Here is a 15,934-nt window from a genome sequence, read left to right as displayed (position 1 = left end):
GCGGCGACCGGGTTCTCCACAACTACCTCACATTTCTCCACACTTCCTCCCCACGTTCACTCACCCTTTTCCAACATGCGCTCGATGCGTTCAACCGTCGCACGGAAGGTTGGATCGTCCTTCAACCGTAACTCGACCACCTGCGTGGCATGGATAGCCGTGGAGTGGTCACGCCCGCCGAAGCGCTCGCCGATGGTGGGGAACGACGCCGTGGTGTGCTTCCGGCAGAGAAACATCGCGACCTGGCGGGGCACGGCGATCGAGCGACTGCGCTTCTTCGAGCGCAGGTCTGCGGGGCGGAGGCGGTAGAATTCGCAAACGACCTTCTGAATGAGTTCGATGGTCATGGCAACCGGTCGTTCGCGAATGATGTGCTGCAGGAGGTGACGGGCGAAGTCGACACTGATTTCGCACTTGTTAAGCGAAGCGAACGCACCCAGTCGCGTCAGGGAACCTTCGAGTTCGCGCACGTTCGAGTCGATATTGGTGGCCAGAAACATGGCGACGTCATGGGGCAGATCGATATGCTCCAACTCGGCCTTCTTCTGCACGATGGCCACCCGCGTCTCGACATCGGGTGGCTGAATGTCGGCAATGAGGCCCCACTCGAAGCGGTTGCGCAACCGCTCTTCGAGTTCGGGAATCTGCTTGGGGAACTTGTCGGAGGTCAGGACGATCTGGCGCCGGGCCTCGTAGAGGGAGTTGAAGGTATGAAAGAACTCCTCCTGAGTGCGCTCGCGGCCGGCAAGGAACTGAACATCATCGACGATCAGGGCGTCGATGCGACGGAAACGCGTCTTGAACTCGTCCATCCGATCGCGGCGAAGGGCGTTGATGAGTTCGTTCATGAACGAATCCGACGAGAGGTAGAGCACCCGTCGGTCGGGGTCGCGATCGAGAATTTGATTGCCAATGGCGTTGACGAGGTGGGTCTTGCCGAGACCGACGCCACCGTACAGGAACAGCGGATTGTAATGGTCACCGGGCAAGCTTGCGACGGCCTTGCACGCGGCGTGGGCGAACTGGTTGCTCCCGCCGACGACGAAGGTGTCGAAGGTGAACTTCTCGTTCAGGCCGGAGAGGCGACGATTGCGGGCCGCCGGGGTCGGCGCGGCGGCCGGCACCGATAAGGGAAAGAGTTCTTGCTGTACAGCGGCCGGCGGCTGTAAGAGCACGCGCACGGGCGAGCCGAAGGCCTGCGACACGACTTCTTCGATAATGCCGAGGTAGCGGTCGCTGATCAGGTCGACAGCGTGCCGATTGGGCGCTTCGACCAGCACGTTGCGATTGCGAACCGCAACCGGCCGCAGGCGGCGAATAAACGCATCGTAATCGTCAGGGTCGATGCGGTCCCGCAGAAGGTCGATCGAGCGCTGCCAGGCCTGCTCCATGGGGGCTGTACCCGTAGGTTATCCACAACCGGTCATGCAAGCGAAATCCGTGTGTTTTTCGAACGATGCGCGCACTGGCCCCGAGGAGTTAACAGGTTATCCACCCCGGGTGCACGGGCAAGCATCGCGGGCGCAACTCCATCACGTGATGCGGCGGTACGGCTGAATTTGTCCCCCCGCCGGTCAGCGGAGGACCGCCTGTCTATACGTTTTCGCCGCCCGCTGCAACAAACTTGTGAGTGCCTGCCCGTTGACGCTCGCCGGGGCCGGTGGTACCCCAGCGCCGGCCGTTCTTGCCGGTGGCGCATGCTGAAAACCGAGACCTCGGAAAAGCTCTTCGAGCGCGCCGTGCGCCTGATCCCGGGTGGCGTCAACAGCCCCGTGCGCGCGTGGGCAGCCGTCGGCGGTAAGCCCGTGTTCGTGCAGCGGGGCAGTGGCGCGACGGTCTGGGACGCGGACGGCAATTCATACCTCGACTACGTGGGCTCCTGGGGGCCGCTGATTCTCGGCCACGCGCATCCGGCAGTGTTGCCGGCCGTCGCTGCGGCGATGCAGGACGGGACCAGTTTCGGCGCGCCGACCGCGCGCGAAGTCGAGCTGGCTGAAATCCTTGTGGGTGCGCTGCCGTCGGTGGAGATGGTGCGACTCGTCAGCTCCGGAACCGAGGCCGCGATGAGTGCCATTCGGCTGGCGCGGGCCTTCACTGGTCGCTCCAAGATCGTCAAGTTCTCGGGCTGCTATCACGGACACGTCGACGCCCTGCTCGTACGAGCCGGCTCGGGTGCGATGACCTTCGGTGTACCCGACAGTGCCGGGGTACCCGAAGCGCTTGCCAGCTTGACGTTGGTGGCCGAGGTGAACGACCTGCCGATGCTGGAAACCTACCTGGCAGCCGAAGGTCGCAATCTAGCCGCGGTCATCATCGAGCCGGTGGTCGGCAACATGGGGGTGATTCCGCCGGATCCCGGCTTCCTGGAGGGAGTACGGTCGCTGTGCACGGCCAGCGGCAGCCTGTTGATCTTCGACGAAGTAATGACGGGATTCCGTGTGGCCTATGGCGGGGCACAGACGCTTTACGGCGTCCGGCCAGACCTGACCTGTTTGGCGAAGGTTATCGGTGGGGGGCTGCCCCTGGCGGCGTTCGGGGGCCGGCGGGACGTTATGGAACGTCTGGCGCCGCTGGGCCCTGTCTACCAGGCCGGCACGCTGTCCGGAAATCCGCTGGCGGTTGCGGCGGGAACGGCAACGCTAAAGGAACTGGCGGCCCCGGGGACGTACGCCCGGCTCGAGGCGCTGGGTGCGGCGCTCGAGGAAGGTCTGCGAGATGCCATTGTTCGGGCGAAGCTGGTGGCGTGCGTGAACCGGGTCGGGTCGATGTGGACCATCTTCTTCGGCACGCCGGCGGTCGACAGTGCGGCCGCCGCCCGGCGGTGCGACACCGAGCGGTACGCGCGCTGGTTTCGGGGCATGCTCGACCGGGGTATCTACCTGCCGCCGTCGCAGTTCGAAGCGGCGTTCGTCTCACTGGCGCACGGCGACGACGACATCGCCAGAACCGTGCGTGCGGCCGCCGCGGTGCTCAAGGAGATGGGCGGTTAAAGGGAGGACCGATTTCGTTCGGCGGCGGCAGAGACGGCGGGTTGCAACGCGCCTATCGCTTCCTCGGCGTGGGGTTCGAGTTCGGGGGGACCGTGGTGGCGGGGGTCCTGGTGGGGAACTGGATCGATCGGCGCCTCGGGACGGAGCCGCTGTTTACTCTTGTCATGACCCTGGGGGCGATGGGTGGGGCGGTGTACCGGTTGCTTTGGAGCTTGAAGAGGTCTAATTCGCACGGGGGCGATGGAGGCAACACTGGCACGGGTGGGTAAGCTGCACATCGGGCTGGTGGGCGGTACGGCCGGCGTTGCGGCCGCGACGGGTATCGGCGATCCGGTGAGCGTGGTGCTCGGTGGGGCGGTCATGGGTGCCAACATCTGGCTTCTGCGGGTAATGACCGACGCGTTCGTGCACCGCAGTGGCGCGGGTGACGGTGGGCGGGGCGTCGGATTGGCGGTGGGGGCGATCGTCTTGAAGTTCGGACTGTTCCTCGGTTTGGTGGCGGCGTTACTGGGGCGGCTGCCGATCGAGGGCATGAGCTTTGCGGTTGGCGTCACGCTCCTTCTGGCGGCGTGCGTCATCGAAGGTATGCGGGGAGGGGTGATGTCGGTGAAAGGAGTGAATTGAGGTGGAACACGGTTTCTCCTGGGTGGCAACCGTCCCCGGGCTGCACTTCATGGCGCCGCACACGTCGACGGCGGTGCTGGTCGTCTTCGGGTTGCTTCTGTGGGCGTGGATTGCGAACCGTAAACTCGCGGCTGCCACCGACCCCGCAGTGCCCGACGAGACGCTCACTGCGCGCAACACGCTCGAGATCTACGTCGAGTGGTTCGTCGGTTTTATCGAGGGGCTGCTCGGCCCTAGGGGGCGCCAGTACGTTAGTATCTACGGCACGTTCTTTCTATTCATCTTGGCGGCCAATCTCATCGGGCTGGTGCCGGGATTCTCGCCCCCGACCAGCGACTTCAACGTAACCTTCGCGCTCGGCGTCATGTCGTTCGTGCTCTACAACGGCTTCGGGTTTCGCGAGCACGGCATGGGTTATCTGAAACACTTTCTCGGACCGATCTGGTGGCTGATGCCGCTGATCCTGCCGCTCGAGCTGATCGACAATCTGGTCCGGCCGGTCTCGTTGGGTTTGCGTCTCTTCGGCAACATGACGGGAGACCACCTGGTCTTATCGATCTTCACGGATCTGACCAAGCTGGTAGTGCCGGTCGTGTTCTACGCCCTCGGTGCTTTCGTGTGTCTCGTGCAGGCGTTCGTGTTCACCATTCTCAGCATCATCTACCTGTCGCTCGCCATTGCGCATCACGGCGACCATGAGGCGGAAGAGCACCACCACTGAGCTACTAGTTCGCGAGTTCGCCGCATGGTGCGAAGAATTTCGGAATGCGGATTTCGGATTGCGGACGACGGATTCATGAGTTCTGCAATCCGCATTCCGCAATCCGCAATGGGTTGCGGGCGAAGCCCGCGCTGAGAGGATCCACAAAAGAATCGGGAGATCGCGCGGCCGAGGTGTGGCGAGGAGGACAGAGAGGCGTGGCCAAAGCGCGCTCCCAGATTAGAGAGAAGGAGGACGGAAACGATGCGTAACGTATGGAGAGTGTTAGGCCTTGCAGCGTTCGTGCTGCTGCTGGCGGCGCCCGCGTTCGCCGCGGAGGGCGACTCGACCGACCGTGGTCTGGTGGCCATTGGTGCCGGCTTGGCCGTCGGCCTCGCGGGTATCGGCGCGGGTCTCGGGCAAGGGCGTGCGGTGGCCGCCGCCATGGAGTCCATCGGCCGCAACCCGAACGCTGCCGATCGCATCCAGACGCCGATGATTATCGGTATCGCATTCATGGAAGCGCTGGCGATTTACGCCCTGGTGGTCGCGTTCTTCCTGCAGGGCAAGGTCTGAACGCGGCCCGCCGGGGTTGCAACGCGCCGTTACTCGGGAGGGCGAACTGCGGTTCGCCCTCCCGGCGTTTGATGCGCCGAAGTGACGGTACCTTGACGGCGCCCACGCAGCGCCACTAGGATCGGCGCTCCTTCCATGCGCAACCTCGTCCTTGCCGTCGCCAGTGCCGGGTATATCGGCTACATCCCGGTGGCTTCCGGAACCTTCGGAAGTCTGGTGGGCATTCCGCTGTTCTGGTGGTTTGACGAGGTCCGCGCGACCTCGGCCGTACTCTACGTTCTTCTGTTCCTGGTAGCCGTGGCGCTGGCCGTATGGGTTGCCGGACGTGCCGACGCCTACCTCGGCGAACACGACAGCCACAAGATCGTGATCGACGAGGTCGTGGGCTACCTGGCCGCAACTCTCTTCCTCGCGCCCAACCTCACCACGGCACTGGTTGCGTTTCTCGTCTTCAGAGTGCTCGATGTGATCAAGCCGTATCCCGCCGGAGCAATCGATGCGCGTCTCCCCGGTGGCGCGGGCGTGGTCCTCGATGACGTCGTCTCGGGTGTCTATACGAACTTGCTGATCCGCGTGGCCATGGCCGTCGGATTGCTAGCATGATCGCCCGCGCCGCCATCCTCAGCACTGGCGATGAGCTGACCACCGGCCGCACCGTCGACACGAACGCCAACTTCATTGCCGACCGGCTGGTAGCGGCCGGCCTCGACGTTACCGCCATCGTCTGCGTCGGCGATTACCCCGAGCGCATCGCATGGGCGTGGGACGCGGCCATGCGGCAGGCAGACCTTGTCGTCTCCACCGGCGGTCTCGGTCCAACCGCCGACGATCTGACCACGGAAACGGTAGCTCGCGTGATCGGGCGTCCTCTCGTGCTCGACGAGGCGGTTGCGACGCGTATTCGGCAGATGTTCGAGGCGATGGGCCGGGTGATGCCGGAAAACAATCTGAAGCAGGCGATGATTCCGCAGGGCGCCACGGTCCTGCCCAACGCCCTGGGCACGGCACCGGGTTTCCGGCTCGACCTGGACACGCCGCACGGGTGCAAACACCTCGTCGTCCTTCCCGGCGTGCCGCGGGAGATGAAGCCGATGCTCGAGGAACTGGTACGCACGTGGTTGGGGTCGGCGCGCGGTAGTGACGAGGTGTATCTCAGTCACAGCTTTCAGACCTTCGGTATCAGTGAGTCGGCGCTCGATGAGCTGGTCGCGGGCGCGGTCGATCCGGCCGAGGGTCGCATCGCCTTTCGCGCCGCGTTCCCGCAGATCTCCGTACGACTGACGGTCCACGGCAACCCGGACTTCGTCCCGCAACGTCTCGTCGAGCTATCCGAGCGTCTGCGCCAACGGATCGGGATTTTCGCCTATGGCGAGGGCGACACGAGCATGGAGGCAGTCGTCGGACAGCTTCTCACCGCACAGGAGCGGACGCTGGCCGTCGCCGAGTCTTGTACCGGTGGCCTGGTGGGCCATCGGTTGACAGCCGTTGCGGGCAGTTCGGTGTATTATCGGGGCAGTGTGGTGGCCTACGCCAACGACGTGAAGGTCAAGGTGCTCGGCGTGGGCACCGAAACGATCGACCGCTACGGTGCGGTGAGCGTGGAGACGGCTGGTGAAATGGCAGAAGGTGTGCGGCACGTGCTCGGCGCGAACCTCGGCATCGCGGTGACCGGTATTGCCGGTCCGGAAGGGGGCACGCCCGACAAGCCGGTCGGGACGGTATGCATCGGTCTTGCCGACAACACCCGTGTGCGCACCAAACGCTACCAGCTCTGGGGTAACCGCGAGTGGGTGAAGTTGCTGTCGTCGCAGGTAGCGCTCGACTGGTTGCGTCGCCACCTGCTCGGGTTGGACCCGACCGAGGTGAGCATCCTGCGGCGATGAGGGAGTTGAGGATGCGGCGTGGGGCGGGGACGAGGCGGATGGACGGCAGGGGCGAGGAGCGCATCCGGAGTTTTGTGGCGGTGGATTTGGATGCCGCGGTCCTCGATAACCTGCGACGGCTACAAGCCGAGCTGACAAGAGTACCCGCCGACGTGCGTTGGGTTCGCCCCGGCGGGATGCACGTGACACTGAAGTTCCTCGGGGCGGTAGCGCCGTCGCTGCTGGCGCAAGTACACGCGGCTTTGCGCGAGACCTTGCGTGAGGTAGCGGCAATGACCCTGGCGGTGCGCGGCCTCGGGGCATTCCCGGCGATGCGGCGCCCGCGCGTCGTATGGGCGGGCCTCGTGGGCGATGGCCTGGCCGAGCTGGCGGCGCGCGTGGAAGCCGCACTGGCGCCGCTGGGGTTCGCGGCGGAGGGACGCGCATTCACGCCGCACGTCACCCTCGGCCGGGTCAACGGCACGCGCGGATGGCCGGCGCTTGCCGAGGTCATCGAGCGGCATCGCGAGGACGACTTCGGCACTACGGTTGTGAATGCCGTCGCCGTCTATCGCAGCCTGCTGCACCGCGAGGGGGCGCAATACGCCGTCCTCTGGACGGTCCCTCTCGCATCCTCGATAGTCAACGATTCCCGATTAGGGTAAAAGGAGACGAACCATGGCATTGGACGCAAATCGCGAGCGGGCCCTGGATCTGGCGGTCAGTCAGATCGAGAAGCAATTCGGCAAGGGCGCGATCATGAAACTGGGCGAGCAAAGCCACGTCCGCGACATCGAGGTCGTCTCGACGGGCTCGCTCGGCCTCGACCTGGCGCTGGGAGTCGGCGGCGTGCCGCGCGGCCGGGTAGTGGAGATCTACGGCCCGGAGTCGTCCGGAAAGACGACCCTGGCCCTGCAGATCATCGCACAAGCGCAGCGCCTCGGCGGCATCGGTGCGTTCATCGATGCGGAACACGCCCTCGATGTGGGTTACGCCCGCAAGTTGGGTGTGCGCAGCGAGGACCTGCTCATCTCGCAGCCGGACCACGGCGAACAGGCGCTGGAAATCGCCGAGACCCTGGTACGTAGTGGTGCGGTCGACGTTCTCGTCGTCGATTCGGTGGCGGCGTTGGTACCCCGGGCCGAAATCGAGGGCGAGATGGGCGAGCCGCAGATGGGTTTGCAGGCGCGCCTGATGTCGCAAGCCTTGCGCAAGCTGACGGCGACGATCTCGCGCTCGCGCACCATTGTGATCTTCATCAACCAGATCCGCATGAAGATCGGGGTCATGTTCGGGAATCCTGAAACCACCACCGGCGGCAACGCGTTAAAGTTCTACGCTACAGTGCGCCTCGACATCCGCCGCACGGGGGCGATCAAACAGGGCGATGAAGTGATCGGGAGCCGCACCAAAGTGCGCGTCGTCAAGAACAAGGTGGCGCCGCCGTTCCGGGAAGCGGAGTTCGACATCCTTTACGGTTCCGGCATCTCGTTCGAGGGCGAACTGGTCGATCTGGGAGCGGAGCACGGCATCGTCGAGAAGAGCGGCGCCTGGTACAGTTTCGACGGCGAGCGCATCGGTCAGGGCCGGGAGAACACGAAGGAGTATCTCCGCGAGCACCCGGACATGGCACGCACGATCGAGGAGCGCGTGCGGGCGCGGTTCGGACTGGTGGCGGGCGGCGCCCCGGCACCGGTGGCCGCGGAGACGGAGGCGCCCCGGGCCGAGGCGAAGAAGGGAGCCCGTAGCGCCTGAGCGACGGAGCCGAGATGGACCTCGATCAGATTCTGGGAGCCGCCGTTGGCGCCGGTGCGTCCGACGTCATGCTGAAGCCCGGACGACCGCCCGGCATCCGCGTCCACGCCGATCTCGTTCCGCTGCCCGGTGCCGACCCGCTTACCCACGAAGCCGTGCAGCGGGCGGTCGACAGCATCCTCGACGACTACCACCGCAAGCGTTTCGCCACCGACCTCCAGGCCGACCTCGCCTACCACTCGCCCGCGCTCGGACGTTTTCGCGTCAACGTCTTCCGCCAGCGCGGCGACCTGAGCGTGGTGATCCGCGTCATTTCGAACAAGATCCGCACGGTGGCCGATCTGAACCTGCCGCCCGTGGTGGAGCGGATCGCCGACGAGCGGCGCGGACTCGTGCTCGTCACAGGAACCACCGGCAGCGGTAAGAGCACCACGCTGGCCGCCATGATCGACTACATCAACGCCTCGCGCCGGTGCCACATCATCACCATCGAGGATCCGATCGAGTACGTGCACAGCGATCGCCTGAGTTTCATCAATCAGCGCGAGGTGGGCTACGACGCGGTCAACTTCCCGGCGGCGCTGAAGGCGGCGATGCGGCAGAACCCGGACGTGATTCTGGTCGGCGAGATGCGCGACCTGGAGACCATCGAGACGGCTATTCTGGCGGCCGAGACCGGGCACCTCGTCATGAGCACGCTGCACACGCTGGACGCGCCGGAGACGATCACCAGAGTAATCAGCGTCTTCCCCGAGCATCAGCGCGATCAGGTGCGCTTGATTCTCTCGAGCATCCTGCGCGGGATAGTCAGTCAACGGCTCATTCCGCGGGCGAACGGCGAGGGTATGGTGCCGGCGTGCGAGGTGCTGGTGTCGACGGCGCGCGTGCGCGAATACGTTGGCGAGAAGGAGAAACTGCGCGACCTGCGCGAGGTGATTGCGCAGGGCCATACCACCTACGGCATGCAGACCTTCGACCAGTCGTTGATGGCGTTGTACAGAGCGGAGCTGATCAGCCGCGAGGAGGCCCTGAAAAACGCGGCCAACCCGGGCGACTTCGAGCTGAAGCTACGCGGGATCTCCTCGACCAGCGACAGTCGGTGGAGCGATTTCGAGGGCCGTGGAGACCAGGGCGGCGAAGGCAAGGTCGAAATCGAGCGGTTCTGACCCGCAGACCGCCGCCTGGGAGCGCGCCGTACGGTTCCTGGCGGCGCGGGATTATACCGAACGCGACCTGCGGATGCGGCTGGAGGACGCCGGCCTGCCGGCCGGTGCCATCGATGCCGCCGTGTCGCGACTGCTTGCTGCCGGCTACCTCGACGATGCAGCGGTAGCGGTTCGGATAGCGGAGCGCCGGGTGCGGGGCGGCTTCGGTAGCGAACGGATACGCGCCGAACTGACGGCACACGGGGTCTCCGAAGACCTGCAGACGGCGGCGTGCGCGGTGGCCGTGGCGGACGAAGAAGCGCGGGCGCGCACGTTGCTGACCCGGCGCCGACTCGACGGCGGCGATAAGCGCGCATGTGCCCGCGCCGCCCGCTTCTTGCGGGGGAGGGGATTTCCCGTGAACGTGGTTTGCGCCGTGATCGGAAAGGAGAGCTGCGATTTCTGATCGCCGCGGCGCGGCGACCTGCTCGTCCGACCCGCGAAGACGGCCCTCTATCCTACGTCAGAGCCCGGGCACCGATATCGTCTTGACGTACCGCGCCCGCCTGCCTTGAATGGAAGAGATGCGATACGGGGCAGCTGCTGGTGCGCTCCTGATCGGTTACCTGTGCGCGCTGCATTTTCCTCCCGCACCGGCCCAGGGTCAGGATCCGCCGTCTGCCGCCGCCGACACCACCGAGGTCTTCGTCGCGCTGCGCGAGCCCGGTGCGGTGCCCCTTGGTGACATCGTCGGACGACGGCGATCGGTGGCCGGACAACAGGCGCGCGTGCTTGCCCGCGGCGACACCGGAGCCGTCCGCCTCCGGCGCGCGCTGCGCTTGGTCGGAGCGTTTACCGCGGCGGTAACGCCGGCCGGACTGGCGCAGTTACGTGCGGACCCGGAGGTCGCCGCTGTCGACCCCGTTGCCCGCGGCCGTGCAGCCCTTGCCGACACCGTGCCGTTGATCCGTGCCGACACCGTCCACGCGTTCGGTAGCATTGGCCGGGGCATTACCGTTGCGGTGCTCGACGGCGGCGTCGATCCCACGCATCCGGATCTGGCCGGCAGCATTGCCGCCGAAGCCTGCTTCTGCGACGGCAACTGTTGCCCGAACGGCAGCAGCCGGCAGTTCGGCCCGGGTGCCGCGGTAACCACGGATACTCATGGCCCGCACGTCGCGGGCGTCATCGTGTCGAAAGGCATCGCCGCACCCGTCGGGGTGGCGCCCGGCGCGCAGATCGTCGCGGTCAAGGTCCTCGATGCGGCCCTGAACGGCACCCTTGCGGATTGGGTGGCCGCGCTGGAGTGGATTGCCGAAAGTCGCCCGGACGTGCAGGCTGTGAATATGAGTTTGGAAACCGCGCAGCTTTATACCGGCGCATGCGACGACGCCGATGCGGCTACGATTGCGTTCGCCCGTGCGATCGACTGGCTGCGCGCCCGGGGCGTGCTGGTGTTTGCCGCGGCCGGGAACGGCTACCAGGCCGGGGCGCTGAGCGCACCGGCGTGTATCGCGGGGGCGATTGCGGTCGGCGCTACGACCAAGGCGGACCGGGTAGCGTCGTTCGGCAACAGCGACGATCCGCTCGACCTCTGGGCCCCCGGTGTCGGCGTCGTTTCCGTGGGACCCCGGGGCGGCGTCAGGACTATGTCCGGCACATCGGCAGCGACACCGCACGCGACGGCGACCGCGGCGCTGTTGCTCGACCGCAATCCGGCGCTCACTGCCGACGGGCTCGAATCGGCGCTGGAATCCAGCAACGTACAGATCGAGGACCACCGCAGCGGTCTGGTACGCCCGCGGCTTCACGCTCTGTCGGCGATGACCGTGGCCGACGGCATCACGATGCTGGTGCCTGGCGGCGGCAGTAAGCGCAGCGACTGTCTGGTCGTCTGGCATCTGCCGGCGTCGCCGTCCGGCGTTCCGCGGCCGGCTCCAGGGGTCGTATGCACCGACAATGACGCCGCCTGCGACAGCGATCCGACGGCGGGCCGCTGTGAATTCACGATTACGGCGTGTTTCAACACCTCGGACCGGCGCCTCCCCCACTGTGACGCTACCGCGCCCGTGGTTACCGTAAACCTGGCGTGGCCCGATCCGTCGCGATCGAGCGACGCGCTCGACGCCGTTAACGCGGCGGCCGTCACGGCGGCGTTGCCGACTACGCCGATCGGGGCGGCACAATGTGCCGCGCCCGTGGCTTTCCAGGTCGCGGCGGACGGCAAGTCGCGCTGGTTGCGGCTGGCCGCAGAGACTGGGCCAGCCGACATCGGCGGCCCGCGGCGCGATCACGACCGCCTGCGCTTCCGGTGTTTGCCGCGGCGATGACGGACATGCGACAGCCGACGGAACGGCCCGACAACGGGCGTGCGCGGATCATCCTGGTGCGCCACGGGGAGAGCGAGGGTAACCGCGATCGCACGTTTACGCAGCATACCAATGTGCCGTTGACCGAGCGCGGCCGCGAACAGGCGCGCGCCGCCGGGGTGCGCATACGGGCGCTTTGTGCACCGGCGCGCCTGGTTGCGAGCCCGTTTGCGCGCGCTCGTCAAACGGCGGAGATCATCGCCGGCGAAATCGATTGCGCGGTGCATTTTGAGGCGGCGTTCTGCGAGCAAAGCTTCGGCGTCTTCGCGGGCAGGCCGTACACGGCGATGTTGGACGACGCGGCGTTCCATGAAGGCCCGCGCTGGGAGTGGCGTCCTCCGGGTGGCGAGTCGATTGCCGACGTGTATGCGCGCGCCGTGCCCGCCTTCGAGCGATTGGTGCAATCCAGCGGGGCGGATGACGTGGTGCTCGTCAGTCACGGCGGCGTGATGTTCGCCCTGTGGGCGTTCGTCGCCGGGTCGTGGGAGGCCGCTCGCGTCGCCCCCAACGCCGGCATCGTGGTGGTGGAACACCGGGCCGGGGTGTACGAGCCGCCGGTGTTGCTGGAGGACGATGAATAGAGCCCCCGGGAGAACGGGCCCCGGGGCCGCAGGCCGTCGAACCCATAGACCTCCGGTTGGTGGTTCCCCCCGGGGCGCGACGCGCTCATAGCATCTCGATCATCATCGGTTCGCGGCGGGTGAAGGCGTATAGCTGGGCGGGACGGTGGGGACCGCGCCGCTGGCGATGCAAGGGCCGCAACAGACCGAGCGACAGCACTTTCTTGCGGAAGTTACGGCGATCGATCCGTCGCCGCAGGATGATCTCGTAGACGTCCTGGAGTTCGCCGAGCGTGAATTCAACCGGCAACAGGCTGTAGACGATGTTGGTGTACTCGAGTTTTGCCTGCAGCCGCGCCAGGGCGTAGGCGGCGATGGCGTTGTGATCGTAGGCGAGGCGCGGCAGGTCGTGTACGGGGAGCCAGCGCAGGCGGCGGTATTTCGGGTTGACGGCCGCGGTGCGCCCCTGGTTCGGCAGCAGCGCAAAATAGGCGACGGCTACGATGTGGGCTTGCGGGTCGCGGGTCGGGTCACCGAAGGTGCGGAGCTGCTCGAGGTATACGTCGTCGATGCCCGTCTGATCGCGCAGTTCGCGCGTGGCCGTCGCTTCGGGGGCTTCGCCGACGGGAACCCGTCCGCCCGGGAACGCCCACCGGCCGGCGAACGGGCCGCCGCGGACCTCGACGAGCAGGATGCAGAGTTCGCGCGCCGCGATGGTGAAGATGACAACGTCGACCGCAACCGAGGGCGACGTGGCGGGAGCCGTCCCCACCGCGGCTGACCGGGCGAGCATGCAGTCCGGCCTCCGGGCGCCGCTCACGCGCTCAGCTCGAGCATTCGTCGTAGCGAACGTTCGGCGGCGGCACGTACGGGCTCGTCGAGCAGGACTTCGTATTCCATGCGTTCGAGGGATCGCCGCGTACCTTCGAGGGTGATCATCTTCATGAACTGACAGAGCTTGCACGCCTTGTAGAAGTGCTTCTCCGGCACCTCTACCAGCAGGCGATCGGAAAGACCGCACTCGGTAACGACGAGAAAGTCGTGGGCGGCGCTCTCCCTGGCATACCGCACCATGCCGCTCGTGCTGAGCACGGCGTCGGCGAGGGCGACGACGTCGGACCGGCATTCGGGGTGGACAAGCACCTTCAGGTTGGGCAGCCCGGTCTTCACCCTGGCGATGTTTTCGGGCGTGATCTGGTGGTGCACGTAGCAGTTGCCGTCCCAGGAGATGACGTTCTTGCCGGTTTCCTTCTGGACGTACTCGCCCAGGTGTCGGTCGGGAACGAAGAGGATGTTATTGGTCGGCAGGTTGTTGACCAGCCGGACGGCGTTGGCGGAGGTGACGCAGACATCCACGACGGCCTTAACGGCGGCGGTGGTGTTGACGTAGGCGACGACTTGGAGATCGGGATAGATGCGCCGCAAGGCGTCGCGGCGTTCCACCAATTCGTCGGCGGTGACGCTGTCGGCGAGCGAGCAACCGGCGCGCAAATCGGGGATGAGGACGGTCTTTTCTGGGCTGAGGATCTTGGCCGTTTCAGCCATGAAGTGTACGCCGCAGAACACGATCGTGTCCGCGTCGACGGTGGTGCCCTGACGCGCCAGTTCGAGGGAGTCGCCGATGAAGTCGGCAACCTCGAAGATCTCCGGCCGCTGGTAATTGTGGGCCAGAACGACGGCGTGGCGCTCGCGCTTGAGGGCGCGGATCGCGTGGATGGTGGCGGCGAGGTCCGCGCCGGTGGCGTCGCTGTATACGTGCGGTTCCTGCAACGGCGCCAGGTGCTCGTGCAGTTCGGCCGGGGTCTTTTCGATGGCGGGCATGGTCATGGTTTGGCCTCCGCTCTCTTTGCGTACGAAATACACTTAGCGGTGGGTCCGGTCAATGCCCTGCGCGGCGGGGTGGGGCGGCGATGGGGTCCTACTTGCGGGCGGTCGGGGACTGCACTAAGTCACGGCGGTCATGTCCGGTGAAGGCGTAAGGATCGAGCCGCCGCGGGGGCGCCTGGGGGTGCTGCTGGTCGGCCTCGGGGCGGTGAGCACGACGTTCATTGCGGGGGTCGAGGCGATCCGCAAGGGGCTGGGGACGCCGGTTGGCTCGCTGACGCAGCTCGGAACCATTCGCCTCGGCAAGCGCACCGAGAAGCGCTCCCCGCGGATCCGCGATTTCGTTCCCCTGGCCGATCTGCCGGATCTCGTGTTCGGGGCCTGGGACATCTTTCCGGATACCGCTTACGAGGCGGCGCGGCGGGCACAGGTGCTGGAGCCGGCACTGTTGGAGGAGGTACGACCCGAGCTCGAGGCGATTGCCCCGTGGCCGGGGGTGTTCAACCCCGAGTACGTCAAGCGTTTGCGCGGCGTGCACGTCAAGTGCGGCGCCACCGGCCGCGATCTGGCGAAGCAGGTGATGGCCGACATAGAGGACTTCCGTGCGCGCACCGGTGCGACGCGTCTGGTCATGATCTGGTGCGCGAGCACCGAGAGCTTTCTCGTGCCCGGCCCGGCGCACGCGTCGCTCGCCGCATTCGAAGCGGCGCTGGAAGCCAACGACCCGACGATCGCGCCCAGCATGGTGTACGCCTACGCGGCGCTGTCGCTGGGGATCCCGTTCGCCAACGGCGCACCCAACCTGACGGTCGATATTCCGGCGATGATCGAGCTCGCCGACCGGCAGGGAGTGGCGATCTGCGGCAAGGATTTCAAGACCGGGCAGACGTTGATGAAGACCATTCTCGCTCCGGGTCTGAAGGCGCGTATGCTGGGACTGACCGGGTGGTTCTCGACCAACATCCTCGGCAACCGCGACGGCGAAGTCCTCGACGAGCCGTCGAGCTTCAAGACCAAGGAAGAGAGCAAGCTCTCGGTGCTCGGGGTGATTCTGCAGGAGCAGTTGTATCCGGAGCTGTACCGCGACTACGTGCACCGGGTGAACATTCATTACTATCCGCCGCGCGGCGACAACAAGGAAGGCTGGGACAACATCGATATCTTCGGTTGGCTCGGCTACCCGATGCAGATCAAGATCAACTTTCTTTGTCGCGATTCCATTCTCGCGGCGCCGCTGGTGCTGGACCTGGCGCTGTTCCTGGACCTTGCTCAGCGGGCCCGGCTGCGGGGCATTCAGGAATGGTTGTCTTTCTACTTCAAGAGTCCACAGACGGCGCCGGGCCTCTACCCCGAGCACGACCTTTTCATCCAGCTTATGAAAATGAAGAACACCCTGCGCTTCCTGCGCGGCGAGGATCTGATCACCCACCTTGGCCGCGAGTACTACGACTGAAGGTACCGGCCGACCTGGACGCGCAATTTCTCCGCATCTGGCGCGCCCCGGACGCAACTTTCGGCTTGACAGCTCG

Annotated in this window: 16 protein-coding genes; 13 read left to right on the top strand and 3 right to left on the bottom strand. The window is 65.9% G+C overall.

Annotated features, from left to right (window positions below):
• Nucleotides 1-56: 56 nt before the first annotated feature.
• Nucleotides 57-1,391, bottom strand: a complete 1,335-nt coding sequence (gene dnaA, locus L6Q96_11320) for a chromosomal replication initiator protein DnaA (protein ID MCK6555149.1) — start codon at nt 1,389-1,391, stop codon at nt 57-59.
• 309 nt (nt 1,392-1,700) lie between these two features.
• Between dnaA and hemL the strand changes: the two genes are divergently transcribed.
• The 12 genes from hemL to L6Q96_11260 all read left to right on the top strand — a co-directional run bounded on the left by hemL (nt 1,701) and on the right by L6Q96_11260 (nt 12,602).
• Nucleotides 1,701-2,990, top strand: a complete 1,290-nt coding sequence (gene hemL, locus L6Q96_11315) for a glutamate-1-semialdehyde 2,1-aminomutase (GenBank protein ID MCK6555148.1) — start codon at nt 1,701-1,703, stop codon at nt 2,988-2,990.
• Between the two features lie 240 nt (nt 2,991-3,230).
• The gene (locus L6Q96_11310; GenBank protein ID MCK6555147.1) at nt 3,231-3,614 is read left to right on the top strand and encodes a hypothetical protein; all 384 of its coding nucleotides are present in this window, start codon (nt 3,231-3,233) and stop codon (nt 3,612-3,614) included.
• Between the two features lies 1 nt (nt 3,615).
• The gene (gene atpB / locus L6Q96_11305) at nt 3,616-4,335 is read left to right on the top strand and encodes a F0F1 ATP synthase subunit A (protein ID MCK6555146.1); all 720 of its coding nucleotides are present in this window, start codon (nt 3,616-3,618) and stop codon (nt 4,333-4,335) included.
• 243 nt (nt 4,336-4,578) lie between these two features.
• Nucleotides 4,579-4,890: an ATP synthase F0 subunit C gene (gene atpE / locus L6Q96_11300; GenBank protein ID MCK6555145.1), complete on the top strand. Its 312-nt coding sequence runs from the start codon at nt 4,579-4,581 to the stop codon at nt 4,888-4,890.
• A gap of 135 nt (nt 4,891-5,025) precedes the next feature.
• Nucleotides 5,026-5,493: a phosphatidylglycerophosphatase A gene (locus L6Q96_11295; GenBank protein MCK6555144.1), complete on the top strand. Its 468-nt coding sequence runs from the start codon at nt 5,026-5,028 to the stop codon at nt 5,491-5,493.
• Nucleotides 5,490-6,773, top strand: a complete 1,284-nt coding sequence (locus tag L6Q96_11290) for a competence/damage-inducible protein A (GenBank protein ID MCK6555143.1) — start codon at nt 5,490-5,492, stop codon at nt 6,771-6,773. Before L6Q96_11295 ends, L6Q96_11290 begins: the two co-directional genes overlap by 4 nt.
• A gap of 38 nt (nt 6,774-6,811) precedes the next feature.
• Complete coding sequence (gene thpR, locus L6Q96_11285; GenBank protein MCK6555142.1) at nt 6,812-7,417, top strand: RNA 2',3'-cyclic phosphodiesterase; 606 nt, start codon at nt 6,812-6,814, stop codon at nt 7,415-7,417.
• A gap of 13 nt (nt 7,418-7,430) precedes the next feature.
• Nucleotides 7,431-8,507 carry a recombinase RecA gene (gene recA / locus L6Q96_11280; protein ID MCK6555141.1) on the top strand — a complete coding sequence of 359 codons (1,077 nt, stop codon included), beginning with the start codon at nt 7,431-7,433 and terminating at the stop codon, nt 8,505-8,507.
• 14 nt (nt 8,508-8,521) lie between these two features.
• Nucleotides 8,522-9,673, top strand: coding sequence for a type IV pilus twitching motility protein PilT (locus L6Q96_11275; protein MCK6555140.1), 1,152 nt, complete (start codon nt 8,522-8,524; stop codon nt 9,671-9,673).
• Nucleotides 9,627-10,118 (top strand): recombination regulator RecX, encoded by a 492-nt coding sequence (locus L6Q96_11270; GenBank protein MCK6555139.1) that lies wholly within the window; start codon nt 9,627-9,629, stop codon nt 10,116-10,118. The genes L6Q96_11275 and L6Q96_11270 overlap by 47 nt, the downstream gene beginning before the upstream one ends.
• A gap of 118 nt (nt 10,119-10,236) precedes the next feature.
• Nucleotides 10,237-11,982, top strand: a complete 1,746-nt coding sequence (locus L6Q96_11265) for a S8 family serine peptidase (GenBank protein ID MCK6555138.1) — start codon at nt 10,237-10,239, stop codon at nt 11,980-11,982.
• Between the two features lie 5 nt (nt 11,983-11,987).
• Entirely contained in the window at nt 11,988-12,602 is a 615-nt protein-coding gene (locus L6Q96_11260; GenBank protein MCK6555137.1) for a histidine phosphatase family protein, read from the top strand.
• An 85-nt stretch (nt 12,603-12,687) separates the two neighbouring features.
• Here L6Q96_11260 and L6Q96_11255 read toward each other — a convergent pair whose 3' ends face one another.
• Together L6Q96_11255 and nadA are read right to left on the bottom strand one after the other, a co-directional pair.
• Nucleotides 12,688-13,374, bottom strand: a complete 687-nt coding sequence (locus L6Q96_11255; protein MCK6555136.1) for an NUDIX hydrolase — start codon at nt 13,372-13,374, stop codon at nt 12,688-12,690.
• Between the two features lie 23 nt (nt 13,375-13,397).
• Nucleotides 13,398-14,408 (bottom strand): quinolinate synthase NadA, encoded by a 1,011-nt coding sequence (gene nadA, locus L6Q96_11250; GenBank protein ID MCK6555135.1) that lies wholly within the window; start codon nt 14,406-14,408, stop codon nt 13,398-13,400.
• A gap of 133 nt (nt 14,409-14,541) precedes the next feature.
• Between nadA and L6Q96_11245 the strand changes: the two genes are divergently transcribed.
• Nucleotides 14,542-15,858: an inositol-3-phosphate synthase gene (locus L6Q96_11245; GenBank protein ID MCK6555134.1), complete on the top strand. Its 1,317-nt coding sequence runs from the start codon at nt 14,542-14,544 to the stop codon at nt 15,856-15,858.
• Nucleotides 15,859-15,934: the final 76 nt, after the last annotated feature.

Source organism: Candidatus Binatia bacterium (assembly GCA_023150935.1).
In the GTDB taxonomy this organism is placed as follows: domain Bacteria; phylum Desulfobacterota; class Binatia; order HRBIN30; family HRBIN30; genus JAKLJW01.
Note: the sequence above shows the minus strand (reverse complement) of the source record. Positions and strands in the feature narration are given on the sequence as shown.